The 22049-nt window shown below is 46.3% G+C and carries 17 protein-coding genes; 6 read left to right on the top strand and 11 right to left on the bottom strand.

The features are described 5' to 3' along the window. Positions 1-32: 32 nt before the first annotated feature. Both BGLCM_RS03545 and rfbB read right to left on the bottom strand, forming a co-directional pair. Positions 33-1484, bottom strand: coding sequence for a sugar nucleotide-binding protein (locus BGLCM_RS03545; RefSeq protein ID WP_044084768.1), 1452 nt, complete (start codon positions 1482-1484; stop codon positions 33-35). A gap of 87 nt (positions 1485-1571) precedes the next feature. Then, the gene (gene rfbB, locus BGLCM_RS03540; RefSeq protein WP_006294439.1) at positions 1572-2591 is read right to left on the bottom strand and encodes a dTDP-glucose 4,6-dehydratase; all 1020 of its coding nucleotides are present in this window, start codon (positions 2589-2591) and stop codon (positions 1572-1574) included. A gap of 375 nt (positions 2592-2966) precedes the next feature. Between rfbB and BGLCM_RS03535 the strand changes: the two genes are divergently transcribed. Continuing rightward, complete coding sequence (locus BGLCM_RS03535; protein WP_044084767.1) at positions 2967-4064, top strand: rhamnosyltransferase WsaF family glycosyltransferase; 1098 nt, start codon at positions 2967-2969, stop codon at positions 4062-4064. A gap of 44 nt (positions 4065-4108) precedes the next feature. Then, on the top strand, positions 4109-5641 hold the full coding sequence (locus BGLCM_RS03530) for a flippase (protein WP_052295076.1): 1533 nt from the start codon (positions 4109-4111) through the stop codon (positions 5639-5641). 798 nt (positions 5642-6439) lie between these two features. Here BGLCM_RS03530 and BGLCM_RS08265 read toward each other — a convergent pair. Next, positions 6440-7327 (bottom strand): glycosyltransferase, encoded by an 888-nt coding sequence (locus BGLCM_RS08265; RefSeq protein WP_238548621.1) that lies wholly within the window; start codon positions 7325-7327, stop codon positions 6440-6442. A gap of 207 nt (positions 7328-7534) precedes the next feature. Further along, the gene (locus tag BGLCM_RS03520; protein WP_006294444.1) at positions 7535-8488 is read right to left on the bottom strand and encodes a capsular polysaccharide synthesis protein; all 954 of its coding nucleotides are present in this window, start codon (positions 8486-8488) and stop codon (positions 7535-7537) included. 506 nt (positions 8489-8994) lie between these two features. Between BGLCM_RS03520 and BGLCM_RS03515 the strand changes: the two genes are divergently transcribed. From BGLCM_RS03515 to BGLCM_RS03510, 3 genes are all read left to right on the top strand, one after another. Beyond that, the gene (locus tag BGLCM_RS03515; RefSeq protein WP_148401490.1) at positions 8995-9984 is read left to right on the top strand and encodes a hypothetical protein; all 990 of its coding nucleotides are present in this window, start codon (positions 8995-8997) and stop codon (positions 9982-9984) included. A gap of 198 nt (positions 9985-10182) precedes the next feature. Further along, positions 10183-11028: a beta-1,6-N-acetylglucosaminyltransferase gene (locus tag BGLCM_RS08260; RefSeq protein WP_162013707.1), complete on the top strand. Its 846-nt coding sequence runs from the start codon at positions 10183-10185 to the stop codon at positions 11026-11028. A gap of 173 nt (positions 11029-11201) precedes the next feature. Next, positions 11202-12023: a DUF4422 domain-containing protein gene (locus BGLCM_RS03510; RefSeq protein ID WP_006294448.1), complete on the top strand. Its 822-nt coding sequence runs from the start codon at positions 11202-11204 to the stop codon at positions 12021-12023. A 23-nt stretch (positions 12024-12046) separates the two neighbouring features. Here the strand turns inward: BGLCM_RS03510 and BGLCM_RS03505 are convergent, their stop codons facing one another. Then, a complete protein-coding gene (locus tag BGLCM_RS03505; protein WP_160268331.1) occupies positions 12047-13105 on the bottom strand; it encodes a glycosyltransferase in 1059 nt (352 codons plus the stop codon). 69 nt (positions 13106-13174) lie between these two features. Then, positions 13175-14419 carry a nucleotide sugar dehydrogenase gene (locus BGLCM_RS03500; protein WP_006294450.1) on the bottom strand — a complete coding sequence of 415 codons (1245 nt, stop codon included), beginning with the start codon at positions 14417-14419 and terminating at the stop codon, positions 13175-13177. Positions 14420-14773: 354 nt separating this feature from the next. On the opposite strand from BGLCM_RS03500, the gene BGLCM_RS03495 reads away from it, so the two are divergent. Continuing rightward, positions 14774-15340, top strand: a complete 567-nt coding sequence (locus BGLCM_RS03495; RefSeq protein WP_006294451.1) for an arsenate reductase/protein-tyrosine-phosphatase family protein — start codon at positions 14774-14776, stop codon at positions 15338-15340. A 64-nt stretch (positions 15341-15404) separates the two neighbouring features. On the opposite strand, the gene BGLCM_RS03490 is transcribed toward BGLCM_RS03495, so the two are convergent. From BGLCM_RS03490 to BGLCM_RS03470, 5 genes are all read right to left on the bottom strand, one after another. Then, on the bottom strand, positions 15405-16841 hold the full coding sequence (locus BGLCM_RS03490) for a lipopolysaccharide biosynthesis protein (RefSeq protein ID WP_006294452.1): 1437 nt from the start codon (positions 16839-16841) through the stop codon (positions 15405-15407). Positions 16842-16930: 89 nt separating this feature from the next. Beyond that, positions 16931-17938, bottom strand: a complete 1008-nt coding sequence (locus tag BGLCM_RS08025) for a glycosyltransferase family 2 protein (protein ID WP_052295077.1) — start codon at positions 17936-17938, stop codon at positions 16931-16933. A 113-nt stretch (positions 17939-18051) separates the two neighbouring features. Continuing rightward, the gene (locus BGLCM_RS08020; protein ID WP_006294455.1) at positions 18052-19185 is read right to left on the bottom strand and encodes a glycosyltransferase; all 1134 of its coding nucleotides are present in this window, start codon (positions 19183-19185) and stop codon (positions 18052-18054) included. A 5-nt stretch (positions 19186-19190) separates the two neighbouring features. Continuing rightward, the gene (locus tag BGLCM_RS03475) at positions 19191-20285 is read right to left on the bottom strand and encodes a glycosyltransferase family 1 protein (protein ID WP_081450370.1); all 1095 of its coding nucleotides are present in this window, start codon (positions 20283-20285) and stop codon (positions 19191-19193) included. A gap of 230 nt (positions 20286-20515) precedes the next feature. Further along, on the bottom strand, positions 20516-22039 hold the full coding sequence (locus BGLCM_RS03470; protein ID WP_006294457.1) for a tyrosine-protein kinase domain-containing protein: 1524 nt from the start codon (positions 22037-22039) through the stop codon (positions 20516-20518). Positions 22040-22049 lie beyond the last annotated feature (10 nt).

Below are 22049 nucleotides of genomic sequence, written 5' to 3'. Positions count from 1 at the left end.
TCACCCCAATCATTCACTACGTAAAACGCTACTTAATGCTCAAGCTCGTGCGCCACGTATTCTTCCAACGATTCTTCCCAATCCGCAGGAATGAATCCCGCTTCCTCAAGCTTTCCCAAATCCAGCGCGCTATTCGTGGGGCGCGGGCTGACCGGGGCATTCGCGTTCAAAAAGTATTCCTGGGTGGTGATTGGTTTGACGGCCTCACCGTTACCACTGGTAAGATTGAATACTTCTTTGGCAATCTGCGCCCAGCTCGTCACGTCGCCCGAACCGGTCATATTATAAGTTCCATATGCTACTGAGGAACCCAACAAGAAGAAAATGGCCGCGGCCATCTCATCAGTAAACGTCAAACGACCGAACTGGTCATTCACCACGGTCACCTGTTCCAATTGATCGGTTGGATTCGCGACGCGTTTGGACAAGTTCATCATGGTCTTCACAAAATTGTGGCCATTACCAATCACCCAGCTGGAGCGTAGAATATAATGTTCTGGCACATTGCTGACCGCAATATCACCCGCCGCTTTAGTCTGTCCATACACTCCCAATGGAGAGAACGCCTCATCTTCTGTATGCAGTTGTTGAGTGCCGTCGAACACGTAGTCCGAGCTGATATGTACCAACACAATATGATGGTCAGCTGCGACTTTGGCTAGCAAAGCTGGCCCCTGGGCATTGGCTTTCCACGCCAGCTTGCGCCCTTCCTCCGTTTCCGCCTTGTCCACAGCAGTGAACGCGCCCGCATTGATGATTGTGCCGTACAAGCTCCAATCATATTGCTCATACGACTTGGGATCGGAGAAATCAAATTCGTCGATATCAGTGAACTCGAATCCTTGCAAACCATGGTTTTCCACATACTGACGAATAGAACGTCCCAGTTGGCCATTGCAGCCCGTAACCAACGTACGTTTTGGTTCCATAGGCTTGGCGTCCTTGAGTAGCGGATGATGCAGATCGGCTTCACTCAACTCGCAATCCTCCAACGGAATCGGCCATTGGATGGCAAGCTGCGGATCGGCCAAGTTCACGAACGTGTAGTTCTTCTTCTGGTCCAACGACCAATGCGCATTGACCAGATACGAATACGCCGTACCATCCTCCAGCGCTTGGAAGCTGTTACCAACACCGCGTGGCACAAAAATGGCTTTGGACGGATCCAGTCGAGTGGTGAATACCTCACCAAATGTCACTCCTGGACGCAGATCGACCCATGCGCCGAAAATCTCGCCGGTCGCCAACGAGATGAACTTATCCCACGGTTCGGCGTGTATACCGCGTGTCACTCCGCGCTTCGCGTTGAAACTGATATTGTTCTGCACGGGCTCGAAGTCTTTCGGCAAACCGAGCGCTGTCATTTTCGCTTTCTGCCAGTTCTCCTTGAACCATCCGCGATTGTCCCCATGCACAGGCAAATCAAACACGATAAGCCCGGGAATATTCGTCGTCGTAGCCTTCAGTCCCTTCTCAAATTCCATATTGGTACGCTTCCCTGTAATAGCAATAGTCTTGAAAATCTGAAACACTATTCGCTGCATACGTAGTATGCGCTGCAACCGACAATATCACTGTCCTTGAGCCTTATATTTCGCTTCCGTGGCAGCTTTAACAGGCTCCCACCACTGGGGGTTGTCAATATACCATTGCACCGTCTGGCGCAATCCGGACTCGAAATCGGTATGCGTCGGTCGCCAGCCGAGCTCGGTTTGCAACTTCGTCGAATCGATTGCATAGCGGCGGTCATGGCCAGGACGATCCTTGACCCAATCGAATGCGTCCTCGGGCTGGCCCATGACACGCAGGATGTCCTTGAGTACCGTCAGGTTGTTACGCTCCCCGTTCGCCCCAATAAGATACGTTTCACCTATACGTCCTTGGGTTAGGATTGTCCACACCGCACTCGAATGGTCCTCCGTATGAATCCAGTCGCGCACGTTCAAGCCGTCACCATACAGCTTCGGTCGGATGCCTTCGATGATGTTCGTAATCTGACGCGGAATGAACTTCTCCACATGCTGATACGGACCATAATTGTTCGAACAGTTTGAAATCGTCATGCGCAATCCGTACGTGCGATGCCACGCGCGCACAAGCATGTCCGAACTCGCCTTCGTTGACGAATATGGGCTCGAAGGATGATAAGGCGTCTCCTCGGTAAACTTCGCTGGATCATCAAGCGCAAGGTCGCCATAGACTTCATCGGTACTGACATGATGGAACCGCACATCGTATTTGCGCGCCGCCTCGATAAGACGGAACGTGCCCTCGACGTTCGTCCGTAGGAATGGCTCCGGGTCAGCAATCGAATTATCATTATGCGATTCAGCGGCGTAATGCACAATCGCGTCATGCCCCGGAACGAGTTCGTCGAGCAATTGCGCGTCGCAGATATTACCGTGGACGAATTCCACATGGTCGCCGAGCAACAGCTTGATGTTCTCTAGATTGCCGGCGTACGTCAACGCATCCAACACCGTAACATGCGTCTCAGGATGGTTATTAACAACGTAATGCACAAAATTCGAACCAATGAACCCACATCCACCAGTCACGATGATGTTCTCAGGAAAGAAATAATCGGTCATAGGTTTTAGTGTAAAACCACGTGCCTATATCAATGTGCTATGCCAGATTCAGCTTCCTCGTCACCAAGCTTGCCACTTCATGTTCTAAGGCAGTGCTACCTGAAGGCACTATTAAATATATCTATGCACAAACACTCACTTACAATACCTATGCCCACCACTCCTGTTAGAGTATCAAATGCTTGAAAGGCTGGTTTCATATTATGGATAATTATTTTCACCAAGCGCTACGCAAAACGGCACATTATCTTCGCTCACATTCTACATATCGCCTTGATACATATAAATCACTAACAGCTGTTCAATATACGCAAGATAAAAACGATAAGCCACGATTGAATTTAATTATACCTAATATAGAAAAATCACGTATGTATGGTGGTCAAAAAACAGCGTACCGTTTTTTTTACATCTTTACTTAAATTTTTTGATGGTGATGCCCGTATTCTCACAGAACAATCTTACGATGCTCGCGAATTAAATCGCATCCGACTACAGTATCCAGAATGGAATATTACATCCGTAAATAAGCACAGCGAAGCCTCTCGTCAAATCATACCGCTAGACCCTGGCACTCGTTTACATAACAAATTGCCCCTTCGACCCCATGATTTCTTTGTCTTCACCTATTGGACCGGCGCCTACGCGTCAACCGGATACCACGCTTTCCAAGAGAAGACTTTTGGAAAAGCAATGCCACATATCCATTTAATCCAAGATTTTGAGCCTGGATTCAACGCATGGAATGATAAATATTTATTAACAGATACGCTATACCATATGCCGGATACTATTGCTGTATTCAATTCTCATGAATTAAAGGAATGGTTTGAAGAACTCCGTTATAATTTTTTTAGATCTTATGTATTTAGTCCAAAGTTAGATCCTGATATCGCCCGGCATCTCAACGATGAGAATATCAATCAAAATCGTGAAAAACTTCTGATATTTTATGGGCGTCCAGGAGTCCCACGCAACTGTTTTCCATTGGTTATCAATGCACTTAATAAGTTACTCACTGATCATCCCGAGGTATCAAAAGAGTGGCGGATCCTGTCCATCGGCAGTGACATTCCACGCATCAAGCTGGCCGATGGACAAACTTTGCAGTCGCCTGGCAAGATGACCCTGGATGACTATGCGACCTTAATGCACCGAGCCAGTATTGGCGTATCTCTTATGTGCTCACCTCACCCCAGCTACCCTCCGTTGGAAATGGCGGCCTTTGGAATCCGTACTATTACCAATAGTTTCGGTCCTAAGAATTTGGGAGATATTCCAAATATCATTTCATTGGATTCCGTATCCATTGAAAAGTTGGCAGATACCATTTGGCAAGCTATGCAACAATATGGCAGTAAACCATCCACGGCAGCCTGGCCCGACCGGTATTCCCGATACCTCAATCCGCAAGCCGATTTTTTCGACGACATCATGGAACCTCTAGCCCAATGCCTCAATCAGGCAATGTGATCTCAAATCATCCTGACATTTCGTAAGAAAGAAGCAGCTCCATCATGGCAGCATCTGAGAAAACTCCATCTTTGACGCGTAACGCCATGCTCAACTCACTGAAGACAGTAATGGGCATGATTTTCCCACTTATTACCTTCCCATATGTTTCACGCATTCTGGGTGCGGCCAATATCGGTAAAGTCAACTATGCGCAATCCATAGTCAGCTACTTCGCGCTTTTTGCTGGATTAGGCATCTCCTCATATGCTATACGAGAAGGTGCACGTATACGCGACGATCGGGAACGTCTGACGAGGTTTGCGCGGCAAATATTCACCATCAATCTCATTACTTCCGCCATTGCCTATATCGCGTTCTTCATCACCATTGTCGCCGTGCAAAGTCTACACGCTTACATGGCGCTGCTCATCATCATGTGCCTAAACATCGGTTTTACCACGATTGGTGTGGATTGGTTGTATTCCATCTACGAGGACTATTTTTATCTATCCATACGCACAATCCTTGTGCAGTTCGTATCGCTTATCCTGATGTTCGTGTTTGTACATAAAGCATCTGACTTCGTCATTTATGCAGGCATAACCGTTTTTGCGTCCTCAGCGGCCAATATATGGGGATTCTTTCATGCAAGCAAATTTTGTTCATTGGCTCCTACAACGGAAACAGATTTCAACCGGCATATCAAGCCACTTATGACGTTGTTCACAAACAACATCGCAATTACGATTTACAGCAATGCAGGCACGACATTCGTGGGTGCTATGCTGGGCGATGTACAAGTGGGTTTGTATACGGTCGCGATGAAAGTTTATACAATCGTCAGACAGGTCATCAATTCACTTACTGCCGTTTCGCTGCCACGTCTCTCCTATCTCGTAGAAAACGATCACCGTGGATTCATCAACCTCTTGAATCAATTGTTCAATACAATTGTGATTGCATGTGTTCCTGCGACAATTCTCGTTTACACATTACGGGAACCAATCGTACTTATTCTGAGCGGTCACGAATATCTTGGCGCAACTCCATTGCTCGGCATTGTCGCATTCGCGCTGCTAATGGCGACTCCGAACGCATTGATGACAAGCGCCATCCTGATTCCGATGCGGCGAGAAAGCAAAGTCGCGCTTGCGACAACTACTGGAGCGGTTGTCAATATCGGGCTTGATTTTCTGCTCATTCCCCATTTCGGTATGATTTCTGCATGCTATAGCATTTTGGCAGCTGAATTTTCCGTGTTTGCAGTTTCAGCGGTATGCGCAGCGGACCAATTGCGTAAACTACGGTTATGGTCAGCGCTGTGGCATGCACTGTTAGGCGGTGCACTCATCATCAGCGCTGATGCGCTTATGGAATGGTTCACCACTTTTTCGAACCCGTTTGTCGACTTGCTTGTGCGCGGTTGTGTGTATGCAGCAATTTACGTGTCCGTCATGCTCGTCACACGGGACACGAGTTTCAAGTTCCTTCTTGAACGCTTCCTGCGCCGCAAGCCAAAAACAGCGAAGCAAGTGGAACAAGAGGCCAAAGAAATCCTTGAAGAAGACCGCGAAGTGCGTCAAGATAAACGTTGATTCGCTCTTGCCAGTTCACGTATCGGCCAAGCACCTGCAATGACCGTAGATAATTCGTCAGCACGAATATCCGCTTGTCACGGCGATGGCGCTTCATACTATCGGTCGTCGCGTCTTCGATATGCTCGACGCAAATATCCGGTTCATAAAGCATCGTCAACTCGACGTGTCGGCACCGCAGCGTGAGAACATGCTCCTCGAAATACGGGAAAGTACTCGCAGTGAATACGTCCTCAAACCACTTGAGATACGCCGTGCAGCTTATACAGGATCTTGATGGCAATCGGCATGGCATCCGCATACATAATTATCCCCCACTTAGACAATATCGACGCCTACGAATTAGGCTTCGGCAGCAGAGGAAAACAAGTTGTATAAACAACAAGCAGGAATAATAGACATGTTTTGTCTATTTACTCGGACATGAAGCCTAGATAGCTCCTTAAGGAAAATCGTAGGGATAGATGTTGAACCGTATTGCCTGATTCTCAACAAAACCTTACAATCATATGCATGTGCCGCAAAAGCAGTAACTAATCACTCTATTCTAATTCGGTCTCCTTGCCTATTACAGGTCAATCAACGGTATCTCGCAGAAACACAATATGCCTGAGCACTACTATTCCCCGTATTTTCAAACAAGTTAATCATATAGTTCAAGGACCGTAATCGGATTCATAAGAAATCTGCAATGAGCAATCTTCCTTTGGAAACTCATGGAAAGACTATATTTTTATAAACCAATCACACATATACCGGTTATTTGGATAAATGTTGATGATAATCACTCATTCACTATCAAATATACTGCTTCAATACATTCAATGAATGAATATAATTATTCCAAACAAAAATTTGTTTATCACGAGCATTCTGCTTCATACTATCCGTCGACGCGTCTTCCATATGTTTAACACAAAAACGGGAATCATATAACATCTTCAAGCCAGCTTTACGGCAGCGCATTAAAAGAATGTCTTCCTCAAAATACAAGAATGTTCCTGGATCAAAGCAATCCTCATAACATTGTATATAATTAGGAGTAAATATTAAACATGCACCATGCAATTTATAAGGAATATCTAAATTTGCACTAGCTGTATTCCTCTTATACGGGCTTGAACTATTCATGCCTGCACCTGTAAGCATTCCTCTGAGAACAACTAGCGGTTGGTATAAGTGCAATTTTTCAAGTTTGAGCAGCAATGTGAAGTGTCGGATTTGACGCTTGACTTCATCATGCGTATCAATAATGTCATAGATAGGATTCTGATGAAGATTATCTCTTGTCGAGATGATATCAGGACCTATCACACCACAACCAGTATCTTCAAAATCGGCAATACAGAGTGGTATAAACCGATCATCAGCAAGCATCGCATCATTATTGATGGCCACAATAAATTGGCACTCTAATTTATCTCGACATAGCCGATACCCTACATTGTTGCCACGCGCAAAACCTTCATTTGTCGCATTATGAACAAGTAATATATCCGCGTCATTACCATAATTATCTAGTAAACGCTCATAACTGCCATTAGATGAATTGTTATCCACTACCACAATTCGATAATCATAATTTTTGCAATATCTCCGAATAGAATCGACACATTGCATAGTCGCTTTATCCGATAAATAATGTAATACAATAAAACCAAACCTCAATTCAGTCTTCTCTCTCACAAAACCCTCCCAAACATACTGGCATCCGGAAACACATGGCGTTTCATCCTCTTAAATCCTATTATGAATTCAACCACACAATTCCATACCCGATTACGGATACAGAAATGAAGTCCTTATTCATATCCTACTCTTACGACATACTCATCCTGAAATTAGAAGCATGACTCCCCTATCACAATTTACCTCAAGATCTTAGACCATTTATCACAATTCACCTTTAAGCAGTGCGTTATATACCGTCGGTTCATTATCTGCACTCATCTTAAAGGCCCTTTTATAAGTTAATTTATTAATGTATTCTTCTTGAGGTAAGACGAGTGAAGACAAAGGCTTGTTTAATTGATCCCCCAATGCAAATCGTTCTGGATTGTTCACAGGAACCGCATCCAGATACTTCCGAACGTTAGCATAATGTCGATATGCGGCCATGAGAAAAACATCAAGCATAAAGTATTCCGGATTATCATCCAAATCCTTATACATATTAATAAATGCCTGATAAACCAACGAGCAGAGGGGATTGCCTTTACCACATCCCATAAAATATATAGTCCAATGCGCTTCAGGAACTGCCCTATATGACTGCGAACTATAGAATGGATATTCTGACAATGATTCAGGAATATCCTGCGTAAGATACACGGTCGCATCTAACCATATACCACCACGTTGCGAGAGGAGTGCCATTCGTATGATATCAGATAACTGCGTTACCGGAATACCTCCTCTATTGAATTTTTCAATAATTATATCATCGATTGTAATGTAATTTTTATAATTATACTTGCTAACTATGATTACATCCCGGCCTGCAGCATGTCTCTGTACACTAGATATGCAAGCATTCACAAGAGGAATATCGCACGCGTCTAAACCCTGCCACCAAAAAACCCAAATAGGTCCTTTCTGAGGAATGTTTTCCCACAATTGCGCATTATCGTCATAATGTATAGGAATGATATAACGCTCATAGGCACACTGCTCCAATTTCTGGTAATATCGTTTTCCCATAACTCCAAACAAATGAAACACCAGGCCGTACATAGCGATTGAAAACCCTATATGCTTTCGTGCGCTCTGAAATTCTTTCCAGTTACGCCGCAACACGTTACTTACTTTATGCAAATAGTCCACAATCTTCACTTTAGCATCATTCATTCCACACACTTCCTGCCGCTATTATCCGTTATCGATAAACTACGATTCCGCAACAAACCGTTTTCATTCAATCTTGAATCGTCCACATTCGATAGCATGGGGTAGAGTAATGTACACCAATCTCATTCGTTTTGCAATTTATAATGTTCACCATTGGTCACAGTTCCCGTGAAGAGGTAATAATGATAAAGCAAGGACCCACGCAAACCCAATACATGCTCACTGGGTTCCTATGTGTATTAATCTTCCTTAATTCCGAAAACGTCTATTTCAAGAGAAGTGACCTTGTATCAGCACTGTTCGAAATCATTCTTATTATCACATGCCTAATATACATATATGTAAATAAATTATACAAGAAATTAAATAGTAGTTACGCTATTACTTTATTATTGATTTCTCTTATATATATATCTGTAGTACTTATTATTTATGCAACGAATTTAAGAGATTCGTCTATAAATAATACTTTACAAAAACTTTCCGTACTTGGCATACTACTGCCTTTGCTGATTTTAATTTTCAATGGCTTAGGTTATCCAGTCACTCTATCGACGATTATTCGCACATACATTAACATTGCGGCTACAGTCTCTTTTCTCGGCCTCATCCTTTGGTTTCTGTCTAACATCGGTATCCCTTTACCTGTCATCCACACTCCTTATCAGTGGGGTGGACCAAAAATCGGAACAGGAGTATTTGGGCTTACTTTTGACGTTCAGTATTCTGACATCGCGTTTGCGAGAGGATGGTCTCGCTACACATTGTTCTACATTGAAGGAGGAATTGCTGCAGCATACTTTGGCCTAGGTGGTATTCTAGAGGCAACTTGCATGCCAGAACCTCGAATGCCAATAGTGTTTATGTTTGCGATTTGCACATTCTGTACGCTGTCTGGATTCGGAATGATTCTATCCCCTATTGTAATATGTATCGGATTACTCTGCAGTGGACATCTTAAAAACATAGCTCGCGCAAATGCGGTCACGTTCGCAGTGACAAGATTATTAATACCGACTCTGATTCTTATTACTCCAATTATAATTAATTCTTTGTTTTCCCAGAAAACAAACGAAGGGTCTATCGCAGCACATTCAAACGACTTTACCTATGGCTTCAAGGTGTTCCAGGATAGACCGATTCTAGGATATGGCATAGGGAATTATTCTCCTCTCGTGAATACAGTGGATGGAATATCTGGAACATCTAGTTCTCTCATGATTGGACTCATTCAAGGTGGCTTCATATATGTTGCAGCAATACTCGCTCCTCTATTATGTGCTAGTGTTTTAGCAATAGCTAACAAACAATATCGCTCAGCAGCTTTATTTGCATCTTTGATTCTTCTTTACATCAATGGTATGTCCGATAATTCTCCTATGTATATTTGCATGATGGCACTAGCATTTGCATATATACATAGATTGTCTATTAATCATTCCATAAAGAATAAGGATATTATCACAAAGAACTACATAACGAACCGTCAAGCCTAATTAATCTCTTATCTACTACCGCATTCAACATTCATCATACCTATGAAACATTTATTATTTGAAACAAATATCTCACCCATATATAACAATCAGTAATATATCAGCTTGATAACTCAGGTGATGTAATATATAGATTCTGCAACCAAGACAGCGAAAACAACTAAGATTGGGGAAATTATGAAGCATGCATTTCTCATTATGGCGCATGATCGACCAGAGGAACTATCTCACCTCATCTCATCTTTGGATAATTCAAATCACGGAATTTTCGTTCACCTTGACGCTTCCTCTGATCTTGAACCGGAACAATTTATCCCCGTTGCAAAACTATCTCGTCTTGTGTTTGTGAAGCGACATAAAGTCGTATGGGGCGGAACCAGTCAGATCCTGGCAGAACTCGAATTATTCTCTAGAGCCTTTCTCGAAGGTGGGTTCGATTACTATCATTTACTCTCCGGCGTTGATTGTGTAACGCATTCCAATGAGTACATTGATAATTACTTCAGCATGAATAATGGATATAACTTTATTACGTTATCGCCTGTCCCACCACGCCTGACTTTGAGATACAATCAATATCATTGGTTGCATGAATCATTGGTCGGGAAAAAACGTAACATCTGGAAATACTTGGATTTTGGATTATGTTACGCTCAGCAGCTCATAGGAATCAAACGTTTTGGTGACATTGACATCCCTAAACATCAGACTTGGTGCAGTCTGACTAAAGAATTCGTGGCATGCCTAGTAAAAGACAAAGATCAGATTGCTCAACTTTTCAAGTATACATATTGTTGCGATGAAATATTCTTAACATATGAATTACGTAAACATGGGATGTGGGACACACTTGCCCCACAGGGATCTTTACGATTCATAGAATGGGAGAATAAAACACATCGTGATTCCTCACCCCGCGTACTTACTATTAAGGATTTTGATTCTGTTACAAATCCAGACATTCTGTTTGCACGTAAAATCAACTTCCCTCTCTCAAAGACACTTGTTAAACGAATTGATGAATACAGAACAAGAGAGCATTAGAAAATGCATCTATCCAATGTACTCAATGATAGTATTCAGACCATGTCCATTCTTATCACTAAAATGAAAATAATGATTGAAAAAGAAGATTTCGAATACATATACAGCGTTCGAATTATTAATCGATAGAATGCTATATACTTCGAAATTGTAGGCATAGATAAATTTTTCATATGGCAAATAATACATTAGAGATGCAAGACACAGACACGACCATCGGCATTGCGATGCATAAGCCCTACCCAGTCCCAGACTGCAGCATTTATATGCCAATTCATGTGGGAGCAGCGCTAAAACCAGAGATACTAAAGCAGATCCAAGGCGATAACACTGGGGATAATATCTCCACACTCAACCCTTATTTCTGTGAACTTACAGCTCTCTATTGGCTATGGAAAAATAACCATAGCGCTTTCAAGGGACTCGTACACTATCGACGATACTTTACTACTCATAATGTCTTCAAGCAGCACAGCCTGAACAGGTTTGAACGCATAATAAAGAGCCCTGAACTAAGCCATATGCTCGCACAGCATCCTGTAATTCTGCCAAAGAAACGTCACTATGTGATTGAAACGATTTATTCACACTATGCTCATACTATGCACGCAATTCAGCTTGATATCACTGAACAAGTACTTCAAGATATTGAGCCTGAATATGTAGATTCATGGCGCAAGCTTATGCATAAACGGAGCGCCCATATCTTCAATATGATGATTATGGATAGTAAACATTTTGATGCGTATTGCAGCTGGTTATTCCCAATCCTATTCGAATTGACTAGGCGGCTTGACCCAAAACAATATGACGCTTTCCACGCTCGTTATCCAGGGCGTATTAGCGAAATGCTACTGAACGTCTGGATTATGAAGAATGAAATATCTGTAGGTGAACTCCCTACTACCTTTATGGAACATGTGGATTGGTGGAATAAAGGCACCAGCTTCCTTAAAGCAAAGTTCTTTAAACAGAAATATACAAAAAGTTTTTAACTATGCTTCCCATTTCCAATCAATCAGGCCGAAGTCGACTGTTTACCTCTAGCACGCCACGTGATTAGTGATCCCAGCAATCCATCAAAGCAGCGCATGCGAAGTACAGTTGCAAAAACCGCAACATCACGAGCACCTCCTCTGCGTTTAAAATTTTTGAGTGCATTCTTGTACGTATCCTTTTTAAGAATATTTTTAAGTGCTTTACGCTTCTGAACACTAGTCATTTGATTTTTGGGATGATAAAGCCAAAACTTCATATAAGAATGAATACTCTGTATAACACGCCCATAATATGCTTGACGCATTTCCTCTGTTGGACGTTTTGCATTAATAAATATAACAGTCTGATCAAGGACTTTCTCAAAATCTTGTACGACATCCGGTGAATACCTAGTGGAACGCGACGATTCCAATTTCAGATAATGCATCATGGGCTTATTTACATATACCACTTCTTCTGCTGCATCAAAGGCATAAAGATTAAATATATTATCTTGCATACGACGCAATTCAGGCATGAATGTCAGATTGTTTTCCAATAAGAACGTACGCCGATACAATTTTGCCCATGGAACCCCAATCGCAATTTCAGGAGGATTATAATATTTATTATGACCCATAATTTGAAGTAAAGTCTTTTTTCTCTGATCTTCATCCCATTGAAAAGATGCTGATTCGGGGAAAAAATGATTAGTGGCAGTATGCGATGCATATTCTACATAAGCATCACATACAACGATATCCGGTTCAATGCCATGCGCCGCATCAACCATTGTTTTCAGCAAATCAGGCTCAGCCCAATCATCTGCATCAACGAAGGCAATCCACTTGCCTTGAGCTATTTCTATGCCATGATTTCTAGCTACAGAAACTCCTCCATTCTTCTGGTGTACAACTACACATGAATCCCGGTATGAATCGCATGCATTGACAAGCTCTTTATCTTTACTACCATCATCAACGATAATGATTTCCACATCCGACTGCGTCTGGGCCTTAAGGGAGTCAATACATTTCCGGAAGAGTCTTACTGGAACAGAATATACGGGAACAACCACAGATACCATCACATTACCCATTTTCGCTTTTCTGCACCCTTTCACCATACAAGCTAACTATGTTCCAAATTAATGAGTCGAACCGTTGGCTCAGTCTCGCTTGAATAAATCACGCGAGTAGACTTTGTCTGTTACGTCTTCAAGTTCGTCGTTCCAACGATTTGCGACAATCACGTCAGCACGAGACTTGAAATCATCCAAATCATGTGTCACTTCACTACCAAAAAACTCAGTGTCAGCGAGAGTTGGTTCATAAACCACAACCGGGATTCCCTTCGCCTTGATGCGTTTCATGACGCCCTGAATCGAGGACTGGCGGAAGTTGTCGGAACCAGATTTCATGGTCAACCGATAAATACCGACAACCGGCTTATCCGCATCTTCAATTTTGGAAAGAATCTGGTCAGCAATGAAATCCTTGCGCGTGCTATTAGATGCCACAATCGCTTCAATGAGGTTCTGCGGCACATCGGCGTAATTCGCAAGCAACTGCTTCGAATCCTTCGGCAAGCAATACCCGCCATAGCCAAATGACGGATTGTTGTAATGACCACCGATACGCGGATCCAGACATACACCGCGAATAATCTCAGCCGTGTTCAAATCACGCGACTCAGCATACGTGTCAAGCTCATTGAAATACGCGACACGCAACGCGAGGAACGTATTGGCGAACAACTTGATCGCCTCCGCCTCCGTCGTGCCACAAATCAGCTCAGGAATGCCAATAGTGCCGTCCGCGTTCACACGTTCATGTTCTTCAGGAGCCGCTCCCTGGGAGAGCAACTCAGCGAATGTATGAGCAGCTTCAGTTGCATCCTTGTCATCCATCGGCGCGCCAACGACAATGCGGGAGGGATGCAGATTGTCATACAAGGCATGGCCTTCGCGCAAGAACTCGGGAGAAAAGATGATTTTGCTATCACCGGTCTTTTCGCGCAGCTGCGCGGTATACCCTACCGGAATCGTGGATTTGATCACAATCCAGCAGTCGGAGTTGTATTCACGGATGGCCTCAATGGCCGCCTCCACACTGGAAGTGTCGAAATAGTTTTTCTTAGGGTCATAGTTAGTTGGTGTCGCAACTACCGCGTAGCCAGCACCGCTGTATGCGGTAGCCGGATCTGTCGTAGCTTGAAAATCAAGCTCCATTGTGCCTGCATACTTACCATTAAGGAACCGCGTAATCTCCGTATCGACAATCGGGCTCTTGCACTGGTTCAACTTTTCCACTTTTTCAGGGACAATATCCAGTGCATGCACTTCATTATGTTGCGCAAGCAACAGAGCCACTGAAAGTCCAACATATCCAGTACCAGCAACCGCAATCTTCATGAGTATATTCTCAGTTCTTCGTTAGGCTATTAGATTATTCGATATATTGAAAGTATATATTTAGTACACGCCATTTGCATGAACAGTGATGTCGAACAAGCCTGAGTGTCTGTAAATACAGGTTTTGCAACATGGTCTCCATAGGCCACCCCAGCTTACGCAGTCTTGTCCAAAGAATATGAGCTGAATACTGGATTTGGATTAACAGCCATGGGCAGCTGTGTCCGTTACGATGTGCGCCACCCGTTTGCCGGTAGTCTTACTGATGCATTAGCCAATGCAATGGAAACGCTATGATTCTTCTTAACGGTAGAAGATCCATACACTCTATGAGTTATCACATGGGGGTTATACATGATGAAGGTGCTGTTCGTTTGTACGGGCAATATTTGCCGGTCCCCTATGGGCGAGTATCTATTCCCGCTATTTTTCAACGACAGTGGCCTAGTTATGGACAGTGCTGGCGTACAGGGGCTGCCTGCCAGTCCGATTGACCCATCGAGTGAACGACTATTGCAGGCGGATGGCATTGACGCATCCGCATTCCGTTCCAAACGTCTTGTGCCGCAAATTGCGCGTTCGGCTGATTTGATTCTGTGCTTCAGCACTCATCAGCGCAATGAAATTGTGCGTCAAAACCCAACCGTGGGACGACGTACGTTCACATTGAATGATTTTGCCAACATCTGCTCCTACTGTGCTCAACATCATTTGGTTTCAGGTGACACGTTGGAACAACGCCTGGCATCGGTGCTTGAGCAAGCACCGATGCTTCGTAACACGTTGCCTCCCGCATCAGATATAGCCGATCCTTTTCGTAAGGATTTTGCCGCTTTTGAACAAGCCCATGCCGAGATTCTTCAAGCCTTGGGTACCATTGCAGACGCGCTTGATGTGAAAGGCGCACACGCATCCGTATAGTCAGTTCCACGCGGCTATTCATAGCACCAAGGCCTGTGGCCCCTTTGTCTCTTAAGCCATATTGTCACTTGCGAGCATTGATAGCCGTTTTGAGGAATTCGCGGATATTCAGCACGGCATTCTTCGATACGGCAAACTGAACGGCTGCTGCAATCAACGCCGAGGCAGCTGATAACACTACCGCCCATACACCCCATGGCATAACGATGAAGACCGTGGATGTCACCAGGAAAGCCGCCACTCCAATGGCAGGCAGCGGGTGCACCGTAATTGTGATGATATGTTTCGAATCCACCATACGGGTGAGCCATACCACCACATTACTAATCGCTGAAGCAATGCCGGCTCCCTGCAATCCCACGGTCTGCACCAGAATCCAAGTGCCGATCACGCAGGTCACAGCGCCATAGAGCGTGGTGGTGAACAACGCTTTGGTCTTCAAACTGGCGGTGTAGAGCGATCCATAGAAGGCGCTCAACGATCCGTAGTAGAACGAGACCAGCAGCACTGGAGCCAGCAGCCACGCTTGGTAAAAGTCTTTTTGGAACAAGAATTTCGCTATGAACGGTGAAGCGGGAATCAAAATCACAGCACAGAGCAGAACGGCGAAATTGAACAGCTGATAAATGTTGTTGAAGAAACGCTCACGTTCCTTGCTCTCGCTCTCCTGAAACGCCGAGAGGTTCCACGCCTGCAGGAAAATGCCGGAAACCATGTTCAAAAAGCTAGGAATCTTGCTTGCGGCAGCAAACAGGCCCGACGCGCCAATGCCCAGCATTCCAGTGATGAAGAACCTGTTGATGCACTGTGAAGCCCACCAAAACAGCGTATTGGGAATGAGCGGCAGCGAATAGAGGAACAGCGTCTTGTACATGGCACGCTGCTTCAATGCCTGGAAACGCAGCAACGCAAGCGGATGCCCACCCAGCACATAGGTGAGGCATCCGACTGAATACCCCAGCACCATCGACAGGAAGAAGCCGTTGATGCCCATGCCCATGAACGCAATCGTCAACACGCCCACGCCGATGTTAGTCAATGATGAAAACACCGAGGACACAGCCATCAGCGTGACCTGATCCAAACCACGCGCCACGTTGGAAAAGAAGTTATTGAATGAGAGCGTGGCGAAACACAGGATATACCATAATTTGTAGTCACCCAGACCGCCAAAAAACGGAAGATCCAGCACAGGTATGCAGACCGCGGCCAACACGCAGCTCAATGCCACCACAGTGAAACCGATGGTGACGTAACTGCTTTGCTGCAGTTTGTTGCCTTTGGCCTCGATGCAGTAACGCAGCACAGCGTCCGAGACAGAAAGGCTAAACACGGGAGTCGCAATCCACATTACGGTATTGAGCATGTCGGTCAAACCGTATTCCGCCGTGGTCAGATAATACGTGTACAGCGGAATAAGAATGAACGTGATCAGCTTAAGCGCGATGTTGCTAATCGTAAATAAGCCGATGTTTTTCAGCAGGTTACCGTATTTAGACATTGACAATCTTTCCGATGTTCAGCGCTGGGTCGTGAGATTCAAAATCAGGAGTTGACCGCCGTATCACAAACAGCCAGTTCGCCGCGCAGTCAGCACAGCAAATCACGCAAAGCCACCAGTATCTGACGATAATCAGCAGGCTTCATATATTTGACAGGCGGACGAAGGATGCCCCTGCAAATATAACGTCGCAGTATGGCCAGAAGATGCTGCTTGGTCTGCTGCTCCTGGTTGGGAACCTGCAGGCGCTTGGTAGAACGGTACATGACGCCCGCGCCACGCATAATGTCGAACAATGCCAGACGACGATACTGGGGGCATGCACTCTCGATAAACGCCAGTTCGGCGTTGGCGCGCTTAGGCCAGTCCAAACGGTTGCCGAGACGCTGTTCACGCGAAATGGAAGTGCTCACGTCTTCATAGTGGTAACCGTCGGTGCGAGGAATGATGCACAGTGTTTGCACGCCCCACATCAAATGGCACAACATCAACGCATCCTCGCCTATTGTGAAGGATTCAAAACGATGGCCTTCATATACTTGAGCCTTGGCACAAGTGACCCACATGGTTTTCTCCACACGATTTAGCAAGTAGGCTTCCAAGGGATCCGGATGCTGCAAAAGCCGGGTGTCATCGGCACTGGAAGTCTTGCCACAGGCCACAATATCGGCGCCAGAGGATTGCTGGGCGTCAACGAACATCGCTACCCAGTCAGGTTCCATCCAATCATCGGCATCCAGCCACATGATCAAATCACCTGTCGCCGCATCCAGACCGGCATTACGGGCTTGGGCTGCGCCGGCGTTCGCTTGGTGGACCGCAACGCAATGTTGAGTGCCAAGCCGCGCTGCATATTCATCGACGATAGCCGGTGAATCATCGGTGGAACCATCATCAATCAATACGAGTTCGATTGAAGGGTAGGTTTGCGCGAGCACGCTATCAATAGTTCGTGCCAAATGATCAGCCGCGTTATAGATAGGGATGATTATGCTCACACGGGCTTGTTGATCAGCCGGCTGAGGTTGCGTTGACGCTGTGGCTGGTGACGCTGTTGAGAGTGTTTCAACTGATTTATTGGTGATTGATGCAGTCATGGCGATATTCCTGTGTTCCTGTATTTCTGTACTGCCGATACCTATTCTGGGATGGCAGTATTACGTGATGTGGTTGATGTGGGCATCGGTGCGGGTGTTGTTATCGAAGAAAGCTATATAAACCGATGGTATAGTGCATCCAACGAATGCGCTGTCTGATTGCCTCCAAATCCATGCGCACGCACCTTCTCCATGGCCTCTACGCGCTGCTGCTCCAGCTGTTTTCGGTCTGCCTGTGGATCTCGGCGCAAATACTCGTTGATCATGTGTGCCCACTGGGCTGCAGGTTCGTGCAGCGAAGCAAATGACACATTCCCTGTCACGTCAATATCACGGGTCACAGTGTCAGAAACCACGAGAGGCAACCCTGTTCCCTGGGCTTCAATAAATGCATAGGGGAACCCTTCCGAAAGCGAAGGAAACACTGCAATATCTGCAGCCATCAACAGCTGCGGTACATCCTTGCGCAAGCCAAGGAATCGTGTGTGGCTGTCGATGCCGAGTTCGCGAGCGCGCTGCCGCAACATCTCGCGGTCTTCCCCATCGCCAACCAGCAACAAGATCGCGCTGGGGTCATCCTGTAAGTATTCACGGAACACCTCGAGCAGGAATCGCTGGTTTTTGCGTTGAGCCAGTGTGGCAACGTTGATGATTACGTGTGTGTCAGCGCCAATTCCAAGCTCCGCGCGTTTGTCTGCACGCGTTTGCTTGTTGAACAGGAATGTCTGATCGTCAATGCAATTGGGAATGATTGCGACTGTTCCTGCATCTACCGCTTTTTGTCCGAACATGTAGGTCCCAGCCACTTGCGAGCATGCCAGTTTGGCATTGGCGAGTCGGCAGACCAGAGGACGGAAGAGGTAATGCAGTTTGCCTAGTGGGCCTTGTTGGGAGGGGGCTGTGTTGTGTGATTCCACAACGATGGTTGATCGCGAGGCAAGCTTGGCGAGCAGAATCGGTATGAACAATACGGCTGAATTCTTGTTGAAGTGAATCACATCATAGTTTTTGCGAAACTGTGTCCATAATGTCCGCAGATATCGCAATGACAATGCATTGCCTGGAGCAATGATTACATGGTCTTTGCTGGTTTGAATGCGATCATTGATTTTCCGGTCTTCCGTCCGGGCGATCACTTCCACATCATATGAGTCTTGAAGATGCAGCGCGGCATTGGAGATGAATGCTTCAACGCCTCCCCAGTTATTGCTGACTTCCAAGAACAATACAGAAGGTTTCTTTGGCATGGCGTTTATCTCCTGTTCCGTTCATGCAGCAGCTGGAGATACCAATCGCCTAGCCGTTTGCCGCTATCACGCACGTCATAGCCTGATTCGTAGAATTGTTGGATGCGCGATTCACGGTGGTTTTGGTTGCGCATGACTGCTTGATGTAATGCCTGGGCCCACTTGCCTGCGGGTGCAGACAACGGCAGAAAGGTCATCAGAGCCGGTATGATGGAGGTTTCCGAGGTCACTTCTGTCGACAACACCACGGGGCAACCCGCTGCTTGGGCTTCCACTGCAGATAACGGCAGTCCCTCATATTGAGAGGGCATCAGCACAACGTCAAATGCTTGTTCCAGCTCATCCACATCAGTGCGCATTCCTAAGAATCGCACTGCATGGTCGATGCCCAATCGGCGAGCTTCCTGCCGCAATTGGGCTTCGTCATCGCCCACTCCGGCGAACAGCAGCACTGCAGATGGTTCGATTTTTAAGAGCTCGGCAAAGATCCGCAACGAAAACATCTGGTTCTTTTGGAAGCACAGACGACCTACTTGACCTACAACCAGAGCGTCATCAACACCAAGTTCTTTACGCTTGCGCTGGCGCACAGATTCGTTGAATTGAAAGCGTTGCACATCGATAGCGTTGGGCAGCATCTTGACTTTGCCGGAGTTCATGAGCTTCTTGCCAAACAGCCATTCACCGGACTTCCACGAACACGTGGCGAAGTCGGTCGGATAGATGTGTGACAGTGGACGAAGCACGGATTTCATGGCGCTCTTGAAATGCTCTTGCCGATTGTCGGTGCTGTGGCTATGTGCAATACGCACCGCAACATGGGCTTGTTTGGCCGCATATAGGGGAAATACACTCAACGCATTGACGTTGGAATGCACAATGTCAGGCTGCTCTGTGGTGAACAAATCCCTGAGCCCCCGCATATATGCATGTGGCGAGCTATACGAGGGTACGTAAAGTACACGCCCTCCCAAATCCTCGATTTCCTCTTGAGGTACTACAGTCGAGTTTTCTTGGGCAATAAAATCGAACCGGAAGCGCTCCCGATCGATGTTGCGATAGTTATTGAGCACCACAGATTCTACGCCGCCAGCTGTCATTTTTCCGACAACTTGTGCGATGACGATTTTGCCATCACGCTCTCGAGACATCACCAAAGACCTTTTCTTCGAGCCCGGCTGAAGTTTGGTGTTGACATTCGCGTCTATTCCCCACTCCGCATGGCTGCCATAGTTTGGCCAACGTATCTGCCAAATCGTTATTTATTGCAGATACGGTTGGGTAACAATTTGCTTCAGTAAATAAATTCATGGTCTAATCCAGCAACAAATCACGTTCGATTGGATTGGACCTGCTTGTGCTTGCGGCGGTGCTTGCGCTTTGCAGAACCATCGGAAGACTCGCCATCGCGGTAATAGTAGTAATAGTAATAACTGCTACCTTCAAGTAATTTTTTGTTCTCACGCGCAAAGTTCGCCACGAATCCGGTGACGGGCACATTCAGATTGGCAAGTTCCGCCGCCACATCAGCCAACTCGTGCTTCATCGTGGCGCCTCGCTTCGATACGAGCACTAGGCCACCGCCCTGCTTGGCGAAGGAAGCGGCATCATTGGCCACAATCATCGGGGCCGTATCAACAATCACATAGTCGTACTGGTGCAATGCTTGCGTCAGCAATTCCGTCATCAACGGCGAACCGAGCAGTGTTGCCGCGTTCGGTGGCTTCGGACCAGCAACAAGCACATGCAGATTGGGCTTCCAATAATGCTGCACCACATCTTTCACACTTGCCTGACCAGACAGGATATGTGCCAAACCAGCCGCCCCGTCAATGCCAAGTTTCTTGGCGACGGATGGATGGCGAAGATCGGCGTCGATCAGCAGCACGGAAGCGCCACTTTCGGCAAGCGCGGCAGCAACGTTGACCGATGTCGTAGTCTTCCCCTCATTGACGCCAACTGCGGAAATAACAATGAGCCTGGCGTGAGTACCTGCGGCGGGAGCGATGAACGAAAGATTCGTGCACACGCGCCTGTACTTCTCAGAAAGGGAACTGCCGGGCTGTTTGATCACGGGAACCGTGTCGTCAAGCGTCGTATCTTCAGGGATGCGGCCCAACACAGGCGCGTCAATATAATTCGAGAGCTCTTCCTCATCCTGGATTTTGCGCGTGAACAGATTCTTCAGCAGCGCCGCGATCACACCCAGCACAATGGCCACGGCAATACCCAGCACGATGATCAGATTCTTCTTCGGAGCACTCGGAGCACTGGGAATCACAGCCGGCTGCACGATGGAAATAGTGACCGGAGATTGCTGATCAGCCGGATACAGCGAGGTTTCCACAAGCTTTTTCAACGATTCAGCGCACGCATTGGCGATGTCTGCCGAAAGCTGCGGGTCATCGGTGGTGGCGCTGATATTGATGAACGCCGTATCGGTAGGGTTCGATGCAGAAACCATGCTTTGCAGCGACTGCATGGTGCCCTGATAATGCAGCTGCTCAACCACGGGCGCAAGCACAGCCTTGGTCACCACCAAGTCAGGATAGCTTTTCACCTGCGTACTGATATAGGAACCCGCACTATTCAAGCTGGAATAATTTTCCGTATTGTTGGTGCTGCTATAGGTGGCAAACAAACGCGACGTTGCCGAATACTTGGCCGGCGCCACAGCAAGATACGTGATCACACCGGCCAACACGATAGCGGCGGTCACCACGGCCGTAATCCAGTGTTTGGCCAGCGTGCGCAGCAATTCGGTCAACGTGAGTGCAGCGTTGTCTCCTTCTTTGGTTCCTTGAGCACGAGTTGTGCGCGCGTCTTCACGACGCTCGTCATCGGACCGTACCATATTTCTCTCC

This window comes from Bifidobacterium gallicum DSM 20093 = LMG 11596 (assembly GCF_000741205.1).
GTDB classification, from domain to species: Bacteria; Actinomycetota; Actinomycetes; order Actinomycetales; family Bifidobacteriaceae; genus Bifidobacterium; species Bifidobacterium gallicum.
This window is presented reverse-complemented; position numbering and strand designations above follow the sequence as displayed.